Here is a 20,302-nt window from a genome sequence, read left to right as displayed (position 1 = left end):
TTAACCTCCTAAAAACTTCTTCTTTAACTTCGCATAAACCTTTTTACTAATAAACTGATGATCTTGCAAATACTCTAATAATACCTCTTCTTTTTGATGATGATAGAGAGTCACAATTTCTTTTAGTTCTACCATTTCCGGAATTTTCTGACTATATTTATCAACAAGGATACATTGATCTGTAAAAGCTTTTTGGGCTTCATTAAACACATAAATCGATTTGAAATCTTCTAAATATAAATAGTGTTCATTTTCAAAAGATTTTATCCAAATAAAATCACAGAAGCCATTTTTCAGTACCTCTACTCCATATAATTCAATCGGATCTTTTAAATTCTTCAGTTGTTCTTCTACAAACGCTTTATTTTGTTTCAGCAGCAGAAACTGATAATCCTCGCAAAAGCGGTGATTTAGTTCACTATCAAAACAAGGAAGCAAGATCAGCTGATCCCACACACTAAAATGAGGCAGATGCTGCAAATCCGTCATCAACTCACCATGGAGCAAAATTTGACGCTGCTGATAACTCATGGCATCCCATAACTCCCCATTCTCATTTACATTTAGCAGATAGATTCCAAACATTGCTTCTTTGTTTAGCATAGAGCGAAGATAAACGAGCGTTGCCTGAAGCTGATATTCATTTTTATAAACAGGCAAAATATGATTCTTTTTAAGCAAAGCATTATTTTCTTCGATAAAACGATAACTCGCTAATTTTTTAATGACGGGATGCATCCCGTATTTATTTAATCCTTTGACTAACTGCATATTTGATCCTCTATCCTAATTCCAGTGCATATCCAATAGCACTTAACAAATACAATGGAGCTGTTTCACTTCTTAAAATACGTTTTCCTAACGAACAGGGAATAACGCCCATCTTTTCCAATTCATCGATCTCACTTTGGTCAAAACCGCCCTCACAGCCCACAATAATAGTGATTGTATCACCATTGTGAACTTGAGACAAGACCTCTTTTAGCATGGACATCTCATTTTGTTTCGCATTTTCTTCATAAGCCACTAAATTATGATCTCCCAGATAAGATTTTACTTCTGAGAGTTTGATTAAAGGAGCAATCTTCGGTATTTGATTTCGATAAGATTGTTCTGCTGCTTCTTTTAAAATTTTATTGAATCGCTGATATTTTTTATTGAAAGTGTCACGATCCGTTTTCACGACACAGCGTTTCGATAAAAGAGGAATAATGCACGTTACTCCTAATTCGCATGCCTTTTGCAGCACAAATTCAAATTTATCGCTTTTAGGCAATGCATAGATTAGATTTACATTGACAGGAAGTTCGCAGTCCTGCTGAATTTCTTCAACAACTTCTATCATTCCTGTTTCTATATTCACGATTTTGCAAAGAAAAACTTGTTGCTTTTCATTTATGCAAATAATCTCATCTCCATCATGCATACGCATCACCTTTTTCAAATGGTGATGATCTTCTTTTTCAATAATAAACTGTGATTCATCAAAATTTTTAACAAAATACCTTTGCATCTTACTCCTCCTTAGCTGAATTCATTTTATCATAAAAAAAAAGGGAACGCTACTTTTAGATGTAACTCCCTATATTTTGAATATAGACATATCCCCCATTTTCTCCATTAAGATCCATACGATACCATTCATAATCACCATAGTAGTCATCACTTTGAATAAAAAGATATTCTCCTTGCAGCTGCAGACTATATCCGGTTTCTTCATCACTTAATACTTGATTATCAAGTCCGTTGGTCTTCATATTGATGACTTCATTTGAATCATTCAAATAATAAATCTGATCCTTGCTGACAATTAAATTATAGGATACTTCACGATTCAAACGTGTACTGACCTGTGTATCTCCAGTTAAATCCATCGTATAAATAAAGCCCGAATTTCCATCAATATAATAAAGCGCATCTTGCTGACAAACTAAATTGATGACTCTGCCTTGCTTTATCGTAGATATTTCCTGTGTTGTCATATCATAGGCTTTAATGGCATCCGCTGTTGAAAAATATAATAAATTTCCAACCAGCTGTAAATTATAACTTGCTTCTTCATTGATTCTAGCTGTCTCATTGGTACTCATATTATAATGAAAAATGCTTTCTCCACTCTGATCACTTTGATAATAAATATCCTGCCCATAAACACGTACATAATAAGCATCTTCTTCTAATACCGGTGTTACTTCTTTTGTTGCTATATCCATTTTAAATGTATAGTTATTTTTATATGTATCTTTAAAATAAAGATATCCGTCATGTACCTGCAGATCTTGGCAGCTGCCTTTATAAATCACTTCACTTTTGTTCATATCTTTATCAAACTGAGCAATGTTTCCATCATCGTCCACCATATAGATCGATGTTCCGTCATCTGTAATATACCCACCACCATTAAGATTACTAATAACAAGATCATCTCCTTTTTCAAGGATATAATCTCCGTTTAATTCCTTATAATCATATTTTTCGGGCTTTTGCGTTGTATAAGAATTATTATAGTAGTTATCCTCTGATGAGGAAGGACGTGCTGTTAGTTTAAATACAGCCAACAAAACCAGCACACAGATTAGAACTGTCCAAACAACAACATTGCGATTGGCTTGACGATGCTCAAATACCGGAACGCGATCCGTAATACGACTTACAGATTGAGGTCGCGCTTCTACTTTCATCCCGCAATGGGGACAATATTTATCATTTTCAGTCAATTCTGTATCACAAAAACGACATTTCATCTTATTTATCACCTCGTAAGCTATTCTATCATATTTTCTTAAGAAAGTACTAAAAATATATAAAAATAGTAATTTCCCATATTCTTAGTTCGTTTTCACTAAATTCATCTTTCAATATATCGATCGAATACTTAACTTATCGAGAGGATACATTCTTTTTTACTTATGCTTTCCTACTTGCATCCATTATTTCATTGCTTTGACAAATTTTATGTTTTTAATAATCCAATCCGATTTCCACCAATTTTTACTTATATGCCATGCTTGGGAATCCTCTTCCCAAGTCCATGTGATTGCCCATGTTCCATCTTCTTTTTGAGTATGTGAGATAAATTGGCATTCATAATCACAGATTTCTTGATTTTCCAAATAAAATTCACTTGTTTTATCATTGATAAAAAGAGAGGGCTTGCATACATATTCGACTGCCCATTTTGAGGTATCATAGGTCATAATATGCTGTATTTGTTTATGCAGCAATACTCTGAATTCTTCCATATCAATCAATGTTGATACTGAGCTTTCTTTTAGATATTGATACAATTCAACAAAACAAGAGACGGTATGCATAGACGCCATCGGAAAACTGCTTTTAAAGTAGTCATACGCCTCTTTTGTAAGCTGACATGCCAAAGGATAAAGTGCACTGTCCGCATCTGCAAATTTAATAATGAAACCAATTAGACAAGCCGTAGGATTGTAAGATACTGCCTCATTTTCTTCATAGCTCCACCAAGGCGCATGAGGGTAATCATCATTAGTAGGAATGGTATTCAACCACGTATGTCCGTTAAAATCTTTTCCCGAAGCTAAATAACGTAAGATCCCTTGAATGATCGGATGATTTTTATCGTTTAGCTGTACTTCTTTAATAATTTGTGTAGCAACCCATGTTTGTACCGGCGCTGAATTCGGATTCCAACAATCCGGTTCTAAAGCATGACCAAATCCACCATCTTCATTTTGGTAGAATGTCAAGGCTTTCAATACTTCATTTTTACTCCCACCTTCAAACAGATACTTCCATCTTGCAATGTCAAGCGGTCGTGCATTTTGATATATAAATTTCCTTGCTGTTTCATCATTCATTTTTTCTTCCCCCTGTCCCCTATTATAGTTAAAATAGGTTTAAAAAGATTGTAAAAAGCGGACAAGCTAATCTTTATCAGCAAGCCCTTAATACTTATCATCTGCTGCATCCGTTCTTTATAAAGTATTAGTTAATTTATCAGTCAATAGGAATCACCTTGACTTAATCTTTTTCAATGATGTCAGGGATTTCAACACAGATGCTCAATTGGTTATGTTCATCTGTCGCTGATATCCTTTTCAAAGTAATCCTCTTTACAAAAATAGCGATGTACAGTCATTTCATACATCACTATTTTTATATGACGCCTCTGTATGCCTTATCGGTATCCAAATTTCAATGATTGAATCTTCTCTATTCCAGTGAAAACGATGATCATATCTTTCAAAATGAATACAATCCTCTTTCAATGGCTCATAATGTATATTAGGCAAAAGGTGTCGATAAATCTGATCATAAGTTTCATATATATTCATCATTGCTCCATGATGTTCCACCACCAAATAAAGATGAGGCTTTACCTCTTTTAAATAAAATCCGTCTGGAATTTCTGTTTTAAAGGGAATCGCACAATAATAATACAGCTTTCCCATTCTTCTTTCCATAAAAGCATACTTCTGCCAATTACCGGATTGTGATAAATGACTTTTCTTTAGATTTGTATTGAAGATTCGCCAAAATTGAGTGCTGATCGTTATATTCTTTCTTTTCGATTGAGTTAATTCGACAACTTGCCCAATCACCAAAAAGGCATCTAATTTACGCAAACTATAGTTCATTTATCATCCTCATGCTTTCTAACAAAGATTCATTAATCATATTTTAAGACAGTAGTCAATTCTTTTCATGACAAAATGAGATCTGTCTCTTGGCATTTCTAAAAATCTAAATCTGCATCCATGTTTTACCCTATCAAAACGGATTAGCGCTCTATCAAGATTCCTTTCATATACTCTGTTTTATTATGGGTTTGATAGATTATTTCCTTTTCTTCTTGGGTACACCCGATCAATATTTTTATTTCCGAGTCCTTCTTTAACAGATCCACAATACAAATCACAGCATCGATTATTTTATCTGCTTTAGACCCTATCCAAACATCTATTCCCTCCCCATCCATTGAAGCAGTTTCTTTCAGATAGCCATAATCTACCATGTATAAAAAATTCGGATATTTGGGATGAGCCGATCCTTTTGGTCGATCTATCACGATTTCACTATGATTTACTAATTGCTCCAGTGCTATCCAAAAAGATTCATCGTTATGATTCATACATATTCCTCTCCTAGTTAAGGTTTGCTTATTATCTTTACAATTAATATTTTTTAAATGCACGTGTTTAATAAAGGAATAATATGGATTACCGGTTCTTCATAAGGGTGGAGGCTTTGAATAACCTGAACAGCTTTTTCTGTCAGATGAAAGGGACATCGCACTTCCATTTTTTCTTCAATTCCAGAACAGATTCCCCTTTTTCACCCTGATAAGGCTGGCTGTTTTGAAGTGGTTTCCAATCCCCCTTTGTCTCTTGGTAAGACACGACATGACTGTAATCTCCTATTTCACATACTCCAATATTCGCCAATGCATCTCTTAATGTCTCAATAAATTCTTCTGGAACATAGATTTCCAGCTTTACCACTTGAATACCATTGCATAAATTTTATCCGCCTTATCTAAAATAACTAAACATAAAAATACCATGATCAAAGGTATTGTTTTGATCTGTGTACTCGTCGATCACACGTTTCCAAAACAAATATGCCTTTTCAATGCCATAAGAAGGTGAAACCTCCCAATTTCCTTCAAACAAGTTAAAACATTTTACTGCTGCCGCTTTACCAATCTTATTTCTGCGATATTTAGGAATCACCATAAATTCTACGATACAATGTCCCGTTTCAAAGTGCTGCATTTGGGTATTGACCATGATAAATCCCACAATCTTTCCGGTTTCCTTTTCTCTTATAAAATAAGCAGATGCATCACCATTTATAAAATAATCATCAAATCCTTCATATTCAAAAAGTGCATTTTCATCCATTTCATTAAAATCACTGATACTTTCTTCAAAAAGTGAATATTGAAGAAGCCTATAACATATGTCTTTATCTTTTCTTTCTACTTGATCAAGTATGATTTCCATTTTATCCCTTTCTTATCTTAACTTTTCACTATAATTCAATTTTTCAATAAATCACTTCTTAGATATCCCTACATAGGCTTTAAGTTTTTTTCTAATCTTTCAATCATCCACGCTTTACGCTTTCTCTTTCCATCCTCTGTCTTGGCATCTAAATAAGCTCGGGTATACGTCTTTTGCACAGAAGGAGACATCGCTCTAAAATTAGTATACGCCTGCTCGTTTTCTTTCAACAGGTCAGCTACTATCGCAATTTGTTCTTCTGTTATGGCAGATGGTTTAGAAGCTTTTTCCCATTGCCCATTCTTTTTTGCTTCTTCCATCTTTGCTTTACCTAAATCCGTCATTCTGCCTGACGCTTCCAATTTTTCCGCTAAAGCTTTATTCTTTTGGGACCATTTGCTTCCTTTTCTGCGAAGCGCAAAATATTTCATGTAAGATGCATCATCAATACGCTTCATCACCCCATCGATCCAGCCAAAGCAAAGCGCTTCTTCCAGTGCTTCACTCGCTTTTAATGTTTGAGTATTTTTACCTTTTTCAAATAACAGCCAAACGCCTTCACTCGTTAAGCAATGTTCAGTCAGCCATTCTCGGAATTCGTCTTGCGTTTTAAAATATAGTGGCTTATTCATCTCGTCTTCTCCCTTTTAAACATAAGTAATTTTCATTTGGCTAAAACAACGATATCCGCCAACGGTTCAAACCCATTTTTTAAATAAAATCGTTCTGCGGGGAATCCTTTATTGGTATTTAAAAGAATGGCATTTAGCTGCTTATCTTTGATATCTGCTTCAATCAGTGCTAAAAACTGACTGCCAATCCCTTTGTGTTGAATTGTATCTTTCACGCAGAATTCATCTATATAATATTCCATGCCTTTAATCCATGGCTTTTGAAAACCGATACTTAAAGCCACAATTTCTTCATTTAACTTTAGTGCATAACCTAAAAAATAATTGTTGTTCATATGCCGTTTAAAAAATGCAGCGACCTGATCCCTTGATTCATAAACATCATTCCATGGTGCCAAAGAAAAAGTCTCAATAAATAAATCCACACAAGTCTCAAGCAAGTCATCATCTAATGGTAATAAATTAAATTGATCTTTCATTGTTTTCCTTCCTTTTTCACATATTATTGAATGGGATTTCCAATATGCTTCTCTTTTCGCCATTGCGGAATATCGCCATCTTCACCCCAATATTCATCGATTGAAATAATCTTTTCATCTTTAATCAAAATAAAAGAGACAACATGAAATGATAAGGGCTTATTTAAGGCCTAGACATGAGTCGCGGTAATGATTAAATCTCCGATTTTTTCAATGCGTTCTACCTTGCCATTCCATTGATCAGGATACTCACAGTTTGCCCGAATGAATTCGTCTAAAGTGAAATGCTCATTCGTATTATGCCAATTCACATGCGCTTCTTCATGAAAAAACGTTCTCATCTTAACCGCATCTTGTTTTAACGTCGCTTCCCAAAAATCCTTGATATTCATTGTAATACCTCCGTTTTTTTAATATCGCATAGCCTAGTCCAAGTTGTCATTGCTTGCTCCAGCACCTCTAATGTGAGTGTTCATTAAAAATTTCCCCGCATTAGGTGACTGCACCATTCTTCATTCATTTCAATTTTCACAGTATAAACCACACTATTAATTTAAGTGTATCATAGATTTTCGGCAAATTCCATGTTTAGGTCAGCCATACGTTCAAGCAATAAAAAAAAGGGAGACTTATCTCCCTTATTGCACCTCAATAACAAACTGTCCATTTTCAACATCAATTGTGACTTTACTATTTGGAACAATCGTTCCTTCAATAATTTTCTTTGCCACCAATGTTTCAATGTAAGTTTGAATATAACGTTGTAATGGTCTTGCTCCATATTGGTAATCATAGCCATTATCCATGATAAATTGTTTTGCCTGATCACTGACAGATAATTGAATATTCTGATCACTTAAACGTTTTTCCAATTGATGAATAAATTTATCAATAACTTTATAAATAACACTTTGATCTAATGAGTTAAACAGAACGATTTCATCGATACGGTTCAATAGTTCTGGTTTGAAGTAAGATCTTAATTCACCCATGACTAAATCTTGATTTTCTTTCGTATTGCCTTCCAGCAAATAATTTGAACCAATATTAGATGTCATGATAATGATCGTGTTTTTAAAGCTGACCACTTTTCCTTTGGAATCGGTAATACGCCCGTCATCTAATACCTGCAATAAGATATTAAAGACATCCGGATGGGCTTTTTCAATTTCATCTAGTAAGACGATTGAATAAGGATTACGACGTACAGCTTCCGTTAACTGTCCGCCTTCTTCATATCCCACATATCCCGGAGGTGCTCCTAATAAACGAGAGACACTGTATTTCTCCATGTATTCTGACATATCGATACGAACAATATGTTTCTCACTGTCAAACAACTGTTCGGCCAATGCTTTAGCCACTTCTGTTTTCCCTACCCCGGTTGGCCCTAAGAATAGGAATGAACCGATGGGCTTACTTTCATCACGAATGCCTGCTCTTGAACGAAGAATAGCATTGGTCACTTTCTCTAAAGCCTGATCCTGACCGATAACACGCTGTGCTAAGACTTCCCCTAAAGTCAGAATTTTTTCTCTTTCAGACTGCTGTAATTTACTAACGGGAATATGTGTCCATTTCGCAATCACTTCTGCCACCGTTTCTTCCGTTACTTTTTCCTGCAATAAATAATCTTCTTTATTCGTACTTTCCAAAGCTTCGATTTTCTTTTCAATTGCCGGTAATTCTTCATATTTGATACGCGATGCCTTTTCAAAATCAGATTCCAGTTCATATTGTTCCTGCTGTAATTGTAGTTTAGAACGCTGATCTTTTAAAGCTTTGACTTCCTCAAGTTGTTTCTTTTCTTCTTGCCATTTTGATAACAGCACTTTCTCTTTTTCATCTAATGAAGCAATCTTTTGTTTAATATCATCTAAACGTTCTTTATCTTTCTCACTTGTATCTTTTTCAACAGATATTCTTTCCATCTCCAAACGATTTTTTTCTCGAGTAATCGTATCCAATTCCTGAGGCAAAGAATCGATTTCCATACGAATCGTTGCACAGGCCTCATCGATAAGATCGATTGCTTTATCCGGTAAGAAACGATCAGTAATATAACGTTCAGATAAATTAGCTGCCGCTACTAATGAACTATCGCTGATTTGAACTCCGTGATGCGTTTCAAATCCATTTTTAAGTCCTCTCAAAATAGCGATTGTATCATCGATCCCCGGTTCATCAACCGTTACCTTTTGGAAACGTCTTTCCAAAGCCGCATCTTTTTCTATATACATACGATATTCATCTAATGTCGTTGCCCCAATACAATGCAGTTCTCCTCTTGCCAACATTGGCTTTAATAAGTTTGCCGCATCCATGGCTCCATCCGTTTTACCGGCACCGACTAACTGATGAATTTCATCAATAAATAAAATGATGTTTCCTTCTGCTTTTTGAATCTCATTTAAAACTGCTTTTAAGCGTTCTTCAAATTCACCACGATATTTCGCTCCGGCTACCAATGCCCCTAAATCCAATTCATAGACAGTTTTATTTTGCAGTGAGATAGGCACATCATTTTTATAAATACGCCATGCTAATCCTTCAACAATGGCAGTTTTACCTACTCCTGGCTCACCGATTAAAATAGGATTATTTTTAGTTTTACGTGATAATATTTGAATGACACGACGAATTTCTTCATCACGTCCGATGATGACATCAATCTTTCCGTCCTTTACTTCCGAAGTAAGATCACGTCCATATTTTGTTAATACTTCATATTGATTTTCTGGGTTTTGATTATTCACTGTATTAGTCCCCCTTATCTCTTTAATTGCCTTTAATACTTCGGCTTTATCCATTTTCGTTTCTTCTAAGAACTGTTTTAGAGTATGTGACTGCATATCATATAATGCTATAATAATATGTTCAACAGACAAATACTCATCTTTCAGTTGATTTTGTACCTTCAAAGCATTTTGAAACAATGTATTTAAGTCATAAGAAATCCGCATATCTTCTTGAGTGGTTTGTACCTGTGGCAGCAAACGCAATTTTTGTTCCAAGTAAGCCATAGCTAAATTCTTATCCAAATTCAGTTTTTCAAAAATACGCGGCAGCATACCACTGCTATCTTCCAATAATACTTTTAATAAATGTAAGATATCAACAATCTGATTTGATGAATTCAAGGCTAACTGAAAAGCCTTAGAAATAGCTTCCTGCATCTTATGCGTCATTTTTTCTATGTCCATGTTATCACTCCTTAGCACTCTTTTATCCTAAGTGCTAATTTTATTATAGCACTTATTTTAGCACTGTCAACATTTAAGTGCTAAAAAGTTTATTTCTTCATCCTTAGTATCTTTCCATTTACCAAGTTCATACTGATTTATGTTCATTTAGTGTTTTAAAAAAAGACAAAACGCAAATGATTGATAAAAATTTCAATCTATTTCATTGATCCTTTCCCGTAGATCATTAACAGCCCTATTTAGAGTAACTATCAACATATAAAAAAAAGAATGCCATGCATTCTATTTCGCCGGATAATACTGATCAATCAATTCCTGTGCTACTGATTTGGAAAATTCAGATAATGCACACAAACATAATACCATGACCAATCGATCCTCATCTTGAGCCAAGTTTAATTTTTCATCTCTTAAAATAGTGTCAATGGCAACCGCCATCACTTCTTTTTTATCCTCTTTCAATTCTAAATAATGATCATATATATGACTTAAATCGACATTATTTTCATCAGACAGCTTATATATTGGTTGTAGGATACGCTTGATTTCCTCAATCGACAACGTATTCTTTAAAGAATAGATAATCAGCATTTGAATAATGTGATCTTTAGAATATTTTTTTCCTTTAATCGGTTTTAGTATGCCTTGTTTACTATAGTTGTTCACCATAGTCTTCGTTAAAATCTTATCTTTTTCATTTCTTTTGTTATCGCCTAGTTCTTGATCCAGCAAAGTAATGATCTGATCGATATAAAGATCTAAAGAAGGAATTGCATCCGCATGCACATCACTTCTCTGTAAGATTTTACGTACGATTTCAGTAAATCCATCTGTCATTGTTTTGCCCTCCCTATGTACATTCTATATTAAACAGTTTTTAAAATCAATATTTTAATTGACTAATGCATATATGATGATATAATAACTTCATAAAGTAGTTTTGAAAACTATATTCATTTGTTTAAGGGGGATAATTTTATGAAATTTTATGATCGGGCACAAGATCCCATTAGTTTTTTGACTCATTTTATTGGGGCGATTTTTGCTGTAGCAGGAACAGCTATCGTTGTGATTAGCCAATGGCTGCGTCATGGATCGTTGTCTTCGATCTTATCCGTTCTCATCTTTGGCTTATCCATGATGGCACTTTACAGCGCCAGCAGTATTTATCACTACGTAAGTGAAGATGCACCTTCTAAATTGCGTTTAAGAAAACTTGATCATGCGATGATTTATATTCTGATCGTCGGATCTTATACTCCGCTTTGTTTAGCCTATATGGACGATCCGCGATTATTTTTAGGGGTGATTTGGTCTGTCGCAATTCTCGGTATTATTATTAAAATGATTTGGATGGATGCCCCGCGCTGGCTTTCCACTGTGTTTTATTTAGGTTTAGGATGGTCTATTTTGTTTGATGTCAGCATCTTGACTTCAATGAGTACTGCCTGCGTTACCTTGATTGCAATCGGAGGAATCAGCTACAGTATCGGTGCTGTTATTTATATGATAAAAAAGCCAAACTTTACAGAACGTTTTGGATTTCATGAACTCTTTCACATTTTCATAATGATAGGGACATTCTTTCATTTTATCGCTATTGCCTTATATATTTAAACACCTGTGGGTGTTTTTTTATTTCCTATGATGCCATCGATCGGCAAAATAAAAAGACAAGCGCAAAACTTGCCTATCCTTTTGACTGCATGCTCGTTAACCCTCGATCACGATATGTCGTATCATTTAAAACCTTCAAACGATATTCACCATCATACTCAATAATAGTGACTGAACAATTATCGATACCGTGCTCCAATAATTTGAGATTAAAATCTTGTGGCACCATTTCCTTTAACATTGCCGTAATGGTTAATCCGTGTGATGTAATCAGAATATTTCCATCTTGATGATGCTGAGTGACTTCATCAAAGAATGAACGAATTCTTTCACGTACCATTTTTTCGTTTTCTCCGCCTTCTTTGACCCAACCTACTTTAATCGCTGTGGCAAAGTCACCATGAAAGGGTTTCATCAACACCTCGTTTTTTTCTCCTTCCAGCATCCCAAATCCAAACTCTTTTAATCGTTTATCGATTGTCAAAGGAATTTCTTGATCTTGAATGATGGCACAAGCTGTATCATAAGCACGTTCACTAATGGATGTATATGCATGAGTAAACGAAACATCATTCAATCCGATCCCTGCTCCTATCGCCTGATTTATACCGGTCTGAGTTAAAGGGGAATCGCACCACCCCTGCACCATATCTTTTTGGTTAAAAATTGTTTGCCCATGACGAACAATATAAAAGTTTATCATCTTTTTCCTCCTAAAAAAGAGAACTCACCGTTCTCTTTTGCGTTTATGCTGAAAATTTAGTCAAAATCCACAAACAAATTAAAACAACACCAAACAATGCCCATTTGATTCTGTCACTTTTGCTCATCAATTCTTTCTTTTTCGTTTTCTGTTCAAATTCCTCATGATTCTGCTTACGTACTTCATTACGTTTTTCTCTCTTTGTTGCCAAACTATATTCCCCCCTTATTATTTGATTGTACAACAATCACATCACTTGTTATTTCTATTTCACAAATCTCATCACATATCTCATTGGAAACACATAATGGATCATTGTTTTTCAACAAATACTGATCTAATGGATAAACGCATCCCTTAATTGTTATATAGGTATCCTGATCTGTAAAAAAGGATAGATAACGATACTCATTTTTATGTATACAGTGTTTGCCTGCTTTTAATATATAGATCTTATTTTGTTCGTCTAAAACAGTCAAAGAATGATCACGATATTTCTTCAGCATGCACAGCACCGCTAAGAAATGGTCAATTCTTCCTCCTGTCACTCCATATAATACGATATCATTATACCCGTTTGACAATAAATATTCAATCGCTATCGCCGTATCTGTATCATCTTTTTGCTGTGGTAATTGAATATTCCTAATCTTCTTTAAACAGTCTTTATCTTTTAGTGAATCATAATCTCCCACCACGACCATGGGCATGATCCCTTGTGAAAGCAATGTCTCGACACCCCCATCAACCCCAATATAGGGTAAATTAGGATCTAATGTCATTCGTGTGGGTGCTGCGCCAACCAGTCCTGCTTTCATTTTAATGACTCGATGGCTTCTTTTGTGTTCTCATGTTTAAAGATATAGCTTCCAGCTACCAAAACATCGGCTCCTGCCTCTTTGCATTGTTTTCCGGTTTCTTCATTGATTCCACCATCCACTTCGATCAGACATTCCATTTTTCCCTGATCAATCCAGTTTCGAAGTGTTTTTATTTTATCTATCGCCTTAGGCATAAAGGATTGCCCGCCAAATCCCGGTTCTACACTCATCACTAAAACTAAATCTAAATCAGCTAACACCGGTTTAATCGCTTCAACATCGGTATTAGGCTTGATACTGATCCCCGCCTTGATTCCTTGATTCTTTATTTCCGTGATTACCGATTTCACTTGGTCAAGATCATCACAAGATTCATAGTGAAAGGTAATCAAATCAGCTCCTGCCTTAATGAAATCATTCAGGTATTTTTTTGGATCACTGATCATCAGATGAACATCTAAAAATAAATCGGTAACCTTTCTTACATCTCCTAAGATACTATAACCAAATGAAATATTAGGGACAAAATGTCCATCCATTACATCGTAATGAAGCCAGCTTGCGCCACCTTCTTCTATTTTTTTAATATCTGTTTTTAGATCAGCAAAATTCGCTGATAAAACTGATGGTGAAATAATCATTAGTATTTTTCCTTTCTGTTTTTGATTTCATTTAAGAATTGCAAATAATGCTGATAACGGGTACGTGCAATCTCTCCCGTTTCAACGGCTTCTTTAACTTTGCAGTGAGGTTCTGAATCATGCAGGCATTCTCTGAATTTACACTGAGCTGATAACTGAGCAAAATCATGATAGGCCACTGCCGCTTCTTCTTTGCTCATCTCTAATTCAAGAGAGGAAAAGCCCGGTGTATCCGCTACTAATCCGCCAAGAATCTTCACTAATTCCACATGGCGGGTCGTATGCCGTCCTCGTCCTAAAGCTTTAGAAATTTCATTGGTTTCTAAATTCAAATGGATATTCAAGGCATTCAGCAAAGTAGATTTTCCCACCCCGCTCTGTCCGGTAATCACACTTTCCTTTCCTTTGAATACATCCTGAATAGCTTCCAAACCGGTTTCCTCTTTCGCACTCAACAAATGGATTTCATAACCGCTTTTACGATAATTTTCTATATCCATTAATATAGGATCATCGTCATCGATCAAATCTGCTTTCGTAATACAGATGACCGGTTTAATCCTTGCAGATTCAATCAACAACAAAAATTTATCTAACAGAAGCGTTGAAAAATCCGGTTCTTTAGCTGAAACAACGATAATTGCCTGATCGATATTACTGATTGGCGGACGGACCAAAAAGTTACGTCGCTCTTTTACTTCCATAATATATCCTGCGGTTGTATTTTCTATTTGAAAGACCACTTCATCTCCTACCAAGGGTTTAAAATCAATATTTCTAAATTTTCCTCGTGCACGGCATTCATAAATCATATCTTGACTTTGCACATAGTAAAATCCGGATAAAGCTTTAATAATCTTTCCTTCTGGCATGCTGTTCTCCTTTATTGACCCGTCGACGGTGTATCCGTATTTGGTTTATCGCTCGGGTTTTGTGTTTCTCCATTTCCCGGTGTCGATGTATTTCCACCACTGTTTTGTCCGTTGTTGCTGCCTGTTCCATTATTTGTTCCGTTGTTTTCTTCATCATCGGGATCTTCTGTCGGAAGCTCAGGTTTTTTATCATAATAGTCGAGCGTAATGGCTTCACCTTTTTTATGCACCACTGTTCCCGCACTTAATGATTGTCCTTCGACGACATTAATCTTCATATTTTGAATTTGATAAATCGCAGTAGGAGCAGGTAAAATATTTAATGTCACGACAAAGCCTTGACTTTCTAAGTTTGCCTTAGCACTAAAGACATCCATTCCTAAGTAATTCTCTACTTTGATCGATAATCCGCTTGATACTTTTAACGTAATGATTTTATTTGGTGCATCCGGGACGATCTTTTGTCCTTCATCGATCGATTGAGAAATGACTGTCCCCTCTGCTTCTTCGCTCTCTTGTTCGATAACATTGACAACCATGCCCATGTCATCCAGTTCTTTCTTGGCAGTATCTATATTTTTACCAATATAATTGCCAATTAAAATATATTTTCCTTTTGAGACGGTCAGCCGTACTTCTGATTTTTCCTTGACTTCTTTGCCTGATGACGGATTCACCGCAACAACATGATTTTCATCATATTCTTCAGAAACCGTATAGCTGATCAACTCGGAAACAATCAGATTGCTTTTCTCCAATTCTGCCGTTGCTTCTTCCAATGTTTTTCCAACCACATTAGGAATTTCTACCATCTTCTCTTTTTTCGCAAAAGGATTTGCCATAACGATATAAAGACCAACAATAAAAAGAATTACTGCGACCATTCCCGCATAAGCAGCCAGCTTCATTTGCTTTTTCTTTTTAGCTTTCTTATCCGCTTCACTTACCACCGGTTCTGCAGCCGGAATATCCATTTGACTTGGCTGATTATAAAATTCCTCATTTCCAACAACAATTGTTGTATCATCATCTTCCTGACTGACGAACGTTATTTTTTCATCATTGGGATGATCTAATGCTTGCTTTAAATCTTCCAGCATCTGATTAGCGTTCTGATAACGATTCTCTACATTTTTAGCGGTTGCCTTAATAATAATGTTTTCAACAGACTGATAAATGGTTGGGTTGATCTCACGTACGGACGGCAGTTCTTCCCGCATATGTTTTAACGCTATATTGACCGGTGATTCCCCATTAAAAGGGACTTGTCCGACCAGCAGTTCATAAAACATAATTCCCAACGAGTAAATATCACTTTGAATTGTCGCTTTTTCACCACGGGCGATTTCCGGAGCTAAATAATGCAAAGAACCCATGATCGTATCCGCTTTTGTGACATTGGTTACAGTTTGAATCGAGGCAATACCGAAATCTGCGATTTTAGCGATACCGCCATTCGTTACTAAAATGTTCTGCGGTTTTAGATCACGATGAATAATCCCGCACTTATGGGCGGCAGCTACTCCGTTTGTGACTTGTTTCATCACATCAATTGCTTCTGCCATGTGTAACGCCCCACGTTTAAAAATCAATTCCTTTAGTGTTTGTCCTGACACGTATTCCATCACGATGTAATACTTGCCGTTTTCTTCTCCCACATCATATATTTCAACAATATTCTTATTGCTTAATGTTGCGGCAGCACTGGCTTCACGTTTAAAGCGCTGAACATAAATTGGATCTTCGGCTAATACCTCACGCAATATTTTAACCGCAACTTCGCGCTTTAAAATCAGATCTTCTGCCAGATACACATCTGCCATTCCACCTTGACCAATGATCGCTTTAATTTCATAACGATCGTCGATGATTCTATTTTGACTCGGCATTAAGGTCGCCTCCTTCCACTTCGATTAATGCAACGCTGATATTATCACTTCCATTTTGTTTCAATGCCAGCTGAATTAAACAATGGCATTTATTTGCCACTGATCCTTTGCTCATGACAATTTCTTTAATCTGTTCATCGCTGACTGCATTATATAAGCCATCACTGCAAAGCAGTAAATATCCAGGTTTTAAGTTATATTCTTGAATAAACACTTCAATTTCTTCATTAATTCCGACCGCTTTCATCAACACATTACGTTTAGGATGAAATTTAGCTTCTTCTTTAGAGATGACTCCGGATTTAATCAATTCATTCACAAACGTATCATCATCTGTCAGCTGGGTAATTTCATGATGAATATGATAGCAGCGGCTGTCTCCGATGTTCCCTACATATACTTTATCCCGATAAATGAGCGCCACGACGATCGTTGTTCCCATGCCGGCGTGCAATGGCGAGGTTTGTGCCTGTCTTTTTGTTACTTGATTCGCTTCTTTAATCGCATCTTGCAGCCATGCTTTAGCTTCTTCACTTGAAATAAAGCCCGGCATCATCTTAAAACAATCCACGAGGTATTCACAAACAATCTTGGAAGCCAATTCACCAGAGTTATGCCCCCCCATACCATCGCAGACTAAAGCCAGCAATTGTCCGCCACGCGTATTGACAATCGCTACTTTATCTTGATTAGATGTACGTTTTCCTATATTTGTCTCATCAAATACTTTCATGTTCTCACCTCTGGAATTTTGCTCTTAACTGACCGCAGGCACCATCTATATCTGCCCCGTGCTCACGACGAATCGTCGCTCTTACTTTTAATCTGGCTAATTCATTATAGAATGCCTCGATCGTTTCTTTGCTTGCCGATTGATAGCCATGCTCATCCACACTATTATAAGGGATAAGATTAACATAAGCATTTAAGCCTTTTACATAATGGGCTAATTGTCTCGCACAAATCAAACTGTCATTGACATCTTTTAATAAGATATATTCAAATGTAATGCGTCGATTTGTTTTTTCACTATATCTTTTAATCGATTGTCTCAACGTATCCATTGGATATTTTTTATTGATTGGCATTAACTGATTACGAATCTCATCATTAGGGGCATGCAGGGAAATCGCTAAATTTGCTTGCAGTCCCAAATCTCCATAGGCTTCAATTTTGTCACAAAGTCCACATGTCGATACTGTGATATGGCGTGCTCCGATCGCTAAGCCTTTAGGTTCATTGATCGTTTGAATAAATTTTGTTACTTCTTCATAGTTATCAAAAGGTTCTCCGGTTCCCATCACGACCACATGGCTCACACGTTCACGTTCTTCCAATAAGTCAAACTGAACATGCATGATTTGAGCCACCATTTCTCCGGAAGTGAGGTTACGCTGTTTTTTTAATAGTCCGCTTGCACAAAAAGAGCATCCCATATTACATCCTACCTGACTTGTCACGCAAACAGAATTACCATATTCCATCCGCATCAGCACCGTTTCAATCAAATGTCCATCCATTAATTCAAATAAATATTTTGTAGTTCCATCTTTGGCTACTTGTTTTTTCTTGACCTTTAAAAAATCAATCACAAAACTTTCCTGTAATTTAGCTTGCAAATCTTTGTTTAAGTTCGTCATTTCTTTAAAATCCTTAGCAAACTTGACGTACAGCCAGTCAAAGACCTGCATCGCTCTGAATTTCTTTTCATTTAAAGATAAAAAGGCTTCTGTTAGTTCCGTTAAATTATAATCATAAATTGCTTTCATTATCTGCTCCTTTAGTTAGTTTACACATATAGAATCCATCGCTATGATACTCATAGGGTAAAATCAATCGTTCTTTTACACATTGCATATCGGGATGTTGTTTCATAAATTTAGCCATCTGCATTTGATTTTCTTTTTTATTAATTGTACACGTACTATATACCATGGTGCCCCCTTTTTTCAATAAATGATAGGCGACTTCCAGTAATTGTGTTTGCAGTGTGATAATCCCATCCATAGAATCGGGTGCCTGATATTTGATTTCCGGTTTACGGGCGATGACCCCCAGCCCCGAACAAGGGGCATCCAACAAAAGATAATCAAAGGTTTCATCAGGATATATCGTTCTTAACTGAGTGGAATCCATCGCATGAGCCATGATATTTTCCGCTCCCAAACGCTGAGCGTTCATTTCAATCAGCTGAATTTTATGTGCATGAATGTCATAAGCTTCAATCTTGCCGGTATTCTTCATCAGTGCGCTTAAATGCGTTGTCTTTGATCCCGGGGCACTGCACATATCTAAAACATAGCTGTTTTCTTTCGGGTCTAAGAAACGAGCAACTAACTGACTGGATTCATCTTGTATCGTCACCTTTCCAGATTTAAAAAGTTCATGATGAGCAATGTTGCCTTTTTCAAAAAGGACAGCATCTTCACTCAATTCCCCGGCTTTAAAGGTTTCATATTGGGCCAATAGCTCATCTCGGCTTGCCTTTAATGTATTCACTCGTCCCGCTAAAGAGGGCTTTTCTAAATAGCTGTGACAGATTCTAACCGCTTTTTCTTTTCCTAGCTGTTTGTTTAATAGTTTTACCAGCCATAAAGGCGTAGAGGTTTCAATGCTTAAATACTCGAATTCATCTTTCGCCTCGATGGGACGAACGCCTTGACGTATAAAATTTCTTAAAATCGCATTCATCAGTTTAGAACGCTGCATGCCATATTTCTTTTTAATCATATCCACCGCTTCATTGCATACTGCATAAGTCGGAATCTTTGTTAGAAAGATAAGCTGGTAAAAAGAGATCAACAAGACCGCTCGCTCATACGCTTTGATTTTGCCATGAATAAACGGTTCTAATTGATACGCTAAATATATTTCATTTTGTACTGTCCCATAGACAATACGGGTAATCAAATCTTTATCTTCACGTGATAAAGGTGTTTTTTCCAAAGCCGCATTCAGTTCTATATTGAGATAGCTTTGTTTGGTTTGATAATGATAAATGATATCTGCTGCTATTTTTCTCATTGGTTCCCCCTAAAACGGCTGAAAAAACCTTTCTTATATACTTTTCGAATAAAACGCTTGGCATCTGCATCTGTTTTTGCCGCTTCTTCCATCAGCGCTTTTCCGATTTCTTCATCCTGTGCCACGCCTTCGCCTCTGTAGTAGCAAAGAGCTAAATTATATTTGGACTGATCATAACCCAGATCCGATCCTTTCTGATACCAAAAGACTGCTTTTTTTAAATCTTTGGCAACGCCATCTCCATTGGCATAACAGACCCCTATTGCTTGGATGCTTTGCACATGTCCGCTGGCAGCGGCTTTTTTAAAACAGTCGATTGCTTTATTCATATCCGGTTCTATTAACTTTCCGGTATAATAAGCAAACCCTAACTGATAGATTGCATCAAGATTTCCTTTTGCCGCTTCCTGTTTTATCTTTTCTATTTTATTCCTCATTCT

At 36.1% G+C, this 20,302-nt stretch carries 24 protein-coding genes; 1 reads left to right on the top strand and 23 read right to left on the bottom strand.

Annotated features, from left to right (window positions below):
- The 13 genes from BN1225_RS07220 to BN1225_RS07160 form a co-directional block, all read right to left on the bottom strand.
- Complete coding sequence (locus BN1225_RS07220; protein ID WP_041139153.1) at positions 1-771, bottom strand: hypothetical protein; 771 nt, start codon at positions 769-771, stop codon at positions 1-3.
- Between the two features lie 10 nt (positions 772-781).
- Positions 782-1,513 carry an RsmE family RNA methyltransferase gene (locus BN1225_RS07215; protein WP_041139152.1) on the bottom strand — a complete coding sequence of 244 codons (732 nt, stop codon included), beginning with the start codon at positions 1,511-1,513 and terminating at the stop codon, positions 782-784.
- A gap of 55 nt (positions 1,514-1,568) precedes the next feature.
- The gene (locus BN1225_RS07210) at positions 1,569-2,744 is read right to left on the bottom strand and encodes a zinc ribbon domain-containing protein (protein WP_041139151.1); all 1,176 of its coding nucleotides are present in this window, start codon (positions 2,742-2,744) and stop codon (positions 1,569-1,571) included.
- 186 nt (positions 2,745-2,930) lie between these two features.
- Entirely contained in the window at positions 2,931-3,833 is a 903-nt protein-coding gene (locus tag BN1225_RS07205; protein WP_041139150.1) for a hypothetical protein, read from the bottom strand.
- A gap of 282 nt (positions 3,834-4,115) precedes the next feature.
- Positions 4,116-4,613, bottom strand: a complete 498-nt coding sequence (locus tag BN1225_RS07200; protein WP_052466442.1) for a GyrI-like domain-containing protein — start codon at positions 4,611-4,613, stop codon at positions 4,116-4,118.
- Positions 4,614-4,756: 143 nt separating this feature from the next.
- Complete coding sequence (locus BN1225_RS07195; RefSeq protein WP_041139149.1) at positions 4,757-5,107, bottom strand: hypothetical protein; 351 nt, start codon at positions 5,105-5,107, stop codon at positions 4,757-4,759.
- Between the two features lie 142 nt (positions 5,108-5,249).
- Complete coding sequence (locus BN1225_RS07190) at positions 5,250-5,477, bottom strand: hypothetical protein (RefSeq protein WP_242857701.1); 228 nt, start codon at positions 5,475-5,477, stop codon at positions 5,250-5,252.
- 30 nt (positions 5,478-5,507) lie between these two features.
- Positions 5,508-5,981 carry a GNAT family N-acetyltransferase gene (locus tag BN1225_RS14080; protein WP_052466440.1) on the bottom strand — a complete coding sequence of 158 codons (474 nt, stop codon included), beginning with the start codon at positions 5,979-5,981 and terminating at the stop codon, positions 5,508-5,510.
- Between the two features lie 68 nt (positions 5,982-6,049).
- The gene (locus BN1225_RS07180) at positions 6,050-6,613 is read right to left on the bottom strand and encodes a YdeI/OmpD-associated family protein (RefSeq protein WP_041139148.1); all 564 of its coding nucleotides are present in this window, start codon (positions 6,611-6,613) and stop codon (positions 6,050-6,052) included.
- Positions 6,614-6,645: 32 nt separating this feature from the next.
- Positions 6,646-7,092, bottom strand: a complete 447-nt coding sequence (locus tag BN1225_RS07175) for a GNAT family N-acetyltransferase (RefSeq protein WP_041139147.1) — start codon at positions 7,090-7,092, stop codon at positions 6,646-6,648.
- Between the two features lie 170 nt (positions 7,093-7,262).
- Positions 7,263-7,484, bottom strand: a complete 222-nt coding sequence (locus BN1225_RS15100; protein WP_317621630.1) for a hypothetical protein — start codon at positions 7,482-7,484, stop codon at positions 7,263-7,265.
- Positions 7,485-7,730: 246 nt separating this feature from the next.
- A complete protein-coding gene (locus BN1225_RS07165; RefSeq protein ID WP_041139146.1) occupies positions 7,731-10,295 on the bottom strand; it encodes an ATP-dependent Clp protease ATP-binding subunit in 2,565 nt (854 codons plus the stop codon).
- Positions 10,296-10,577: 282 nt separating this feature from the next.
- Positions 10,578-11,132, bottom strand: coding sequence for a DUF1836 domain-containing protein (locus BN1225_RS07160; protein WP_041139145.1), 555 nt, complete (start codon positions 11,130-11,132; stop codon positions 10,578-10,580).
- Between the two features lie 141 nt (positions 11,133-11,273).
- Here BN1225_RS07160 and trhA point away from each other — a divergent pair, with 141 nt between their 5' ends.
- Entirely contained in the window at positions 11,274-11,912 is a 639-nt protein-coding gene (gene trhA, locus BN1225_RS07155; RefSeq protein ID WP_041139144.1) for a PAQR family membrane homeostasis protein TrhA, read from the top strand.
- Positions 11,913-11,985: 73 nt separating this feature from the next.
- Here trhA and BN1225_RS07150 read toward each other — a convergent pair whose 3' ends face one another.
- From BN1225_RS07150 to BN1225_RS07110, 10 genes are read right to left on the bottom strand one after another with little or no spacing between them, the layout of a single operon-like run.
- A complete protein-coding gene (locus tag BN1225_RS07150) occupies positions 11,986-12,615 on the bottom strand; it encodes a histidine phosphatase family protein (RefSeq protein ID WP_052466438.1) in 630 nt (209 codons plus the stop codon).
- A gap of 43 nt (positions 12,616-12,658) precedes the next feature.
- The gene (locus BN1225_RS14765; protein WP_156133050.1) at positions 12,659-12,826 is read right to left on the bottom strand and encodes a hypothetical protein; all 168 of its coding nucleotides are present in this window, start codon (positions 12,824-12,826) and stop codon (positions 12,659-12,661) included.
- 1 nt (position 12,827) lies between these two features.
- Positions 12,828-13,433, bottom strand: coding sequence for a thiamine diphosphokinase (locus BN1225_RS07145; RefSeq protein WP_041139143.1), 606 nt, complete (start codon positions 13,431-13,433; stop codon positions 12,828-12,830).
- The gene (rpe, locus tag BN1225_RS07140; RefSeq protein ID WP_041139142.1) at positions 13,430-14,077 is read right to left on the bottom strand and encodes a ribulose-phosphate 3-epimerase; all 648 of its coding nucleotides are present in this window, start codon (positions 14,075-14,077) and stop codon (positions 13,430-13,432) included. Before rpe ends, BN1225_RS07145 begins: the two co-directional genes overlap by 4 nt.
- The gene (gene rsgA / locus BN1225_RS07135) at positions 14,077-14,949 is read right to left on the bottom strand and encodes a ribosome small subunit-dependent GTPase A (RefSeq protein ID WP_041139141.1); all 873 of its coding nucleotides are present in this window, start codon (positions 14,947-14,949) and stop codon (positions 14,077-14,079) included. The genes rpe and rsgA overlap by 1 nt, the downstream gene beginning before the upstream one ends.
- An 11-nt stretch (positions 14,950-14,960) precedes the next feature.
- Positions 14,961-16,838 (bottom strand): Stk1 family PASTA domain-containing Ser/Thr kinase, encoded by a 1,878-nt coding sequence (gene pknB, locus BN1225_RS07130; RefSeq protein ID WP_074434809.1) that lies wholly within the window; start codon positions 16,836-16,838, stop codon positions 14,961-14,963.
- Positions 16,822-17,571, bottom strand: a complete 750-nt coding sequence (locus BN1225_RS07125) for a Stp1/IreP family PP2C-type Ser/Thr phosphatase (protein ID WP_041139140.1) — start codon at positions 17,569-17,571, stop codon at positions 16,822-16,824. Before BN1225_RS07125 ends, pknB begins: the two co-directional genes overlap by 17 nt.
- A gap of 4 nt (positions 17,572-17,575) precedes the next feature.
- A complete protein-coding gene (gene rlmN, locus BN1225_RS07120) occupies positions 17,576-18,607 on the bottom strand; it encodes a dual-specificity RNA methyltransferase RlmN (RefSeq protein ID WP_041139139.1) in 1,032 nt (343 codons plus the stop codon).
- Positions 18,591-19,862, bottom strand: coding sequence for a 16S rRNA (cytosine(967)-C(5))-methyltransferase RsmB (gene rsmB / locus BN1225_RS07115; protein WP_041139138.1), 1,272 nt, complete (start codon positions 19,860-19,862; stop codon positions 18,591-18,593). Before rsmB ends, rlmN begins: the two co-directional genes overlap by 17 nt.
- A complete protein-coding gene (locus tag BN1225_RS07110) occupies positions 19,859-20,299 on the bottom strand; it encodes a tetratricopeptide repeat protein (protein WP_041139137.1) in 441 nt (146 codons plus the stop codon). Before BN1225_RS07110 ends, rsmB begins: the two co-directional genes overlap by 4 nt.
- Positions 20,300-20,302 lie beyond the last annotated feature (3 nt).

This window comes from Beduini massiliensis (genome assembly GCF_000829905.1).
Lineage (GTDB): Bacteria > Bacillota_I > Bacilli_A > Erysipelotrichales > Coprobacillaceae > Beduini > Beduini massiliensis.
The sequence above is the reverse complement of the archived record's forward strand: the minus strand, read 5'-3'. Positions and strand labels throughout refer to the sequence as shown.

What these genes read in the sequence shown, in the direction of transcription:
- BN1225_RS07180 (WP_041139148.1), bottom strand. Translation starts at nt 6,613, where the DNA reads ATGAATAAGCCACTATATTTTAAAACGCAAGACGAATTCCGAGAATGG.
- rlmN (WP_041139139.1), bottom strand. Translation starts at nt 18,607, where the DNA reads ATGAAAGCAATTTATGATTATAATTTAACGGAACTAACAGAAGCCTTT.
- BN1225_RS07210 (WP_041139151.1), bottom strand. Translation starts at nt 2,744, where the DNA reads ATGAAATGTCGTTTTTGTGATACAGAATTGACTGAAAATGATAAATAT.
- BN1225_RS07175 (WP_041139147.1), bottom strand. Translation starts at nt 7,092, where the DNA reads ATGAAAGATCAATTTAATTTATTACCATTAGATGATGACTTGCTTGAG.
- rsgA (WP_041139141.1), bottom strand. Translation starts at nt 14,949, where the DNA reads ATGCCAGAAGGAAAGATTATTAAAGCTTTATCCGGATTTTACTATGTG.
- BN1225_RS07125 (WP_041139140.1), bottom strand. Translation starts at nt 17,571, where the DNA reads ATGAAAGTATTTGATGAGACAAATATAGGAAAACGTACATCTAATCAA.
- rsmB (WP_041139138.1), bottom strand. Translation starts at nt 19,862, where the DNA reads ATGAGAAAAATAGCAGCAGATATCATTTATCATTATCAAACCAAACAA.
- BN1225_RS07195 (WP_041139149.1), bottom strand. Translation starts at nt 5,107, where the DNA reads ATGAATCATAACGATGAATCTTTTTGGATAGCACTGGAGCAATTAGTA.
- BN1225_RS14080 (WP_052466440.1), bottom strand. Translation starts at nt 5,981, where the DNA reads ATGGAAATCATACTTGATCAAGTAGAAAGAAAAGATAAAGACATATGT.
- BN1225_RS07145 (WP_041139143.1), bottom strand. Translation starts at nt 13,433, where the DNA reads ATGAAAGCAGGACTGGTTGGCGCAGCACCCACACGAATGACATTAGAT.
- BN1225_RS07200 (WP_052466442.1), bottom strand. Translation starts at nt 4,613, where the DNA reads ATGAACTATAGTTTGCGTAAATTAGATGCCTTTTTGGTGATTGGGCAA.
- pknB (WP_074434809.1), bottom strand. Translation starts at nt 16,838, where the DNA reads ATGCCGAGTCAAAATAGAATCATCGACGATCGTTATGAAATTAAAGCG.
- BN1225_RS15100 (WP_317621630.1), bottom strand. Translation starts at nt 7,484, where the DNA reads ATGAATATCAAGGATTTTTGGGAAGCGACGTTAAAACAAGATGCGGTT.
- rpe (WP_041139142.1), bottom strand. Translation starts at nt 14,077, where the DNA reads ATGATTATTTCACCATCAGTTTTATCAGCGAATTTTGCTGATCTAAAA.
- BN1225_RS07160 (WP_041139145.1), bottom strand. Translation starts at nt 11,132, where the DNA reads ATGACAGATGGATTTACTGAAATCGTACGTAAAATCTTACAGAGAAGT.
- BN1225_RS07220 (WP_041139153.1), bottom strand. Translation starts at nt 771, where the DNA reads ATGCAGTTAGTCAAAGGATTAAATAAATACGGGATGCATCCCGTCATT.
- BN1225_RS07215 (WP_041139152.1), bottom strand. Translation starts at nt 1,513, where the DNA reads ATGCAAAGGTATTTTGTTAAAAATTTTGATGAATCACAGTTTATTATT.
- BN1225_RS07110 (WP_041139137.1), bottom strand. Translation starts at nt 20,299, where the DNA reads ATGAGGAATAAAATAGAAAAGATAAAACAGGAAGCGGCAAAAGGAAAT.
- BN1225_RS07165 (WP_041139146.1), bottom strand. Translation starts at nt 10,295, where the DNA reads ATGGACATAGAAAAAATGACGCATAAGATGCAGGAAGCTATTTCTAAG.
- BN1225_RS07205 (WP_041139150.1), bottom strand. Translation starts at nt 3,833, where the DNA reads ATGAATGATGAAACAGCAAGGAAATTTATATATCAAAATGCACGACCG.
- BN1225_RS07150 (WP_052466438.1), bottom strand. Translation starts at nt 12,615, where the DNA reads ATGATAAACTTTTATATTGTTCGTCATGGGCAAACAATTTTTAACCAA.
- trhA (WP_041139144.1), top strand. Translation starts at nt 11,274, where the DNA reads ATGAAATTTTATGATCGGGCACAAGATCCCATTAGTTTTTTGACTCAT.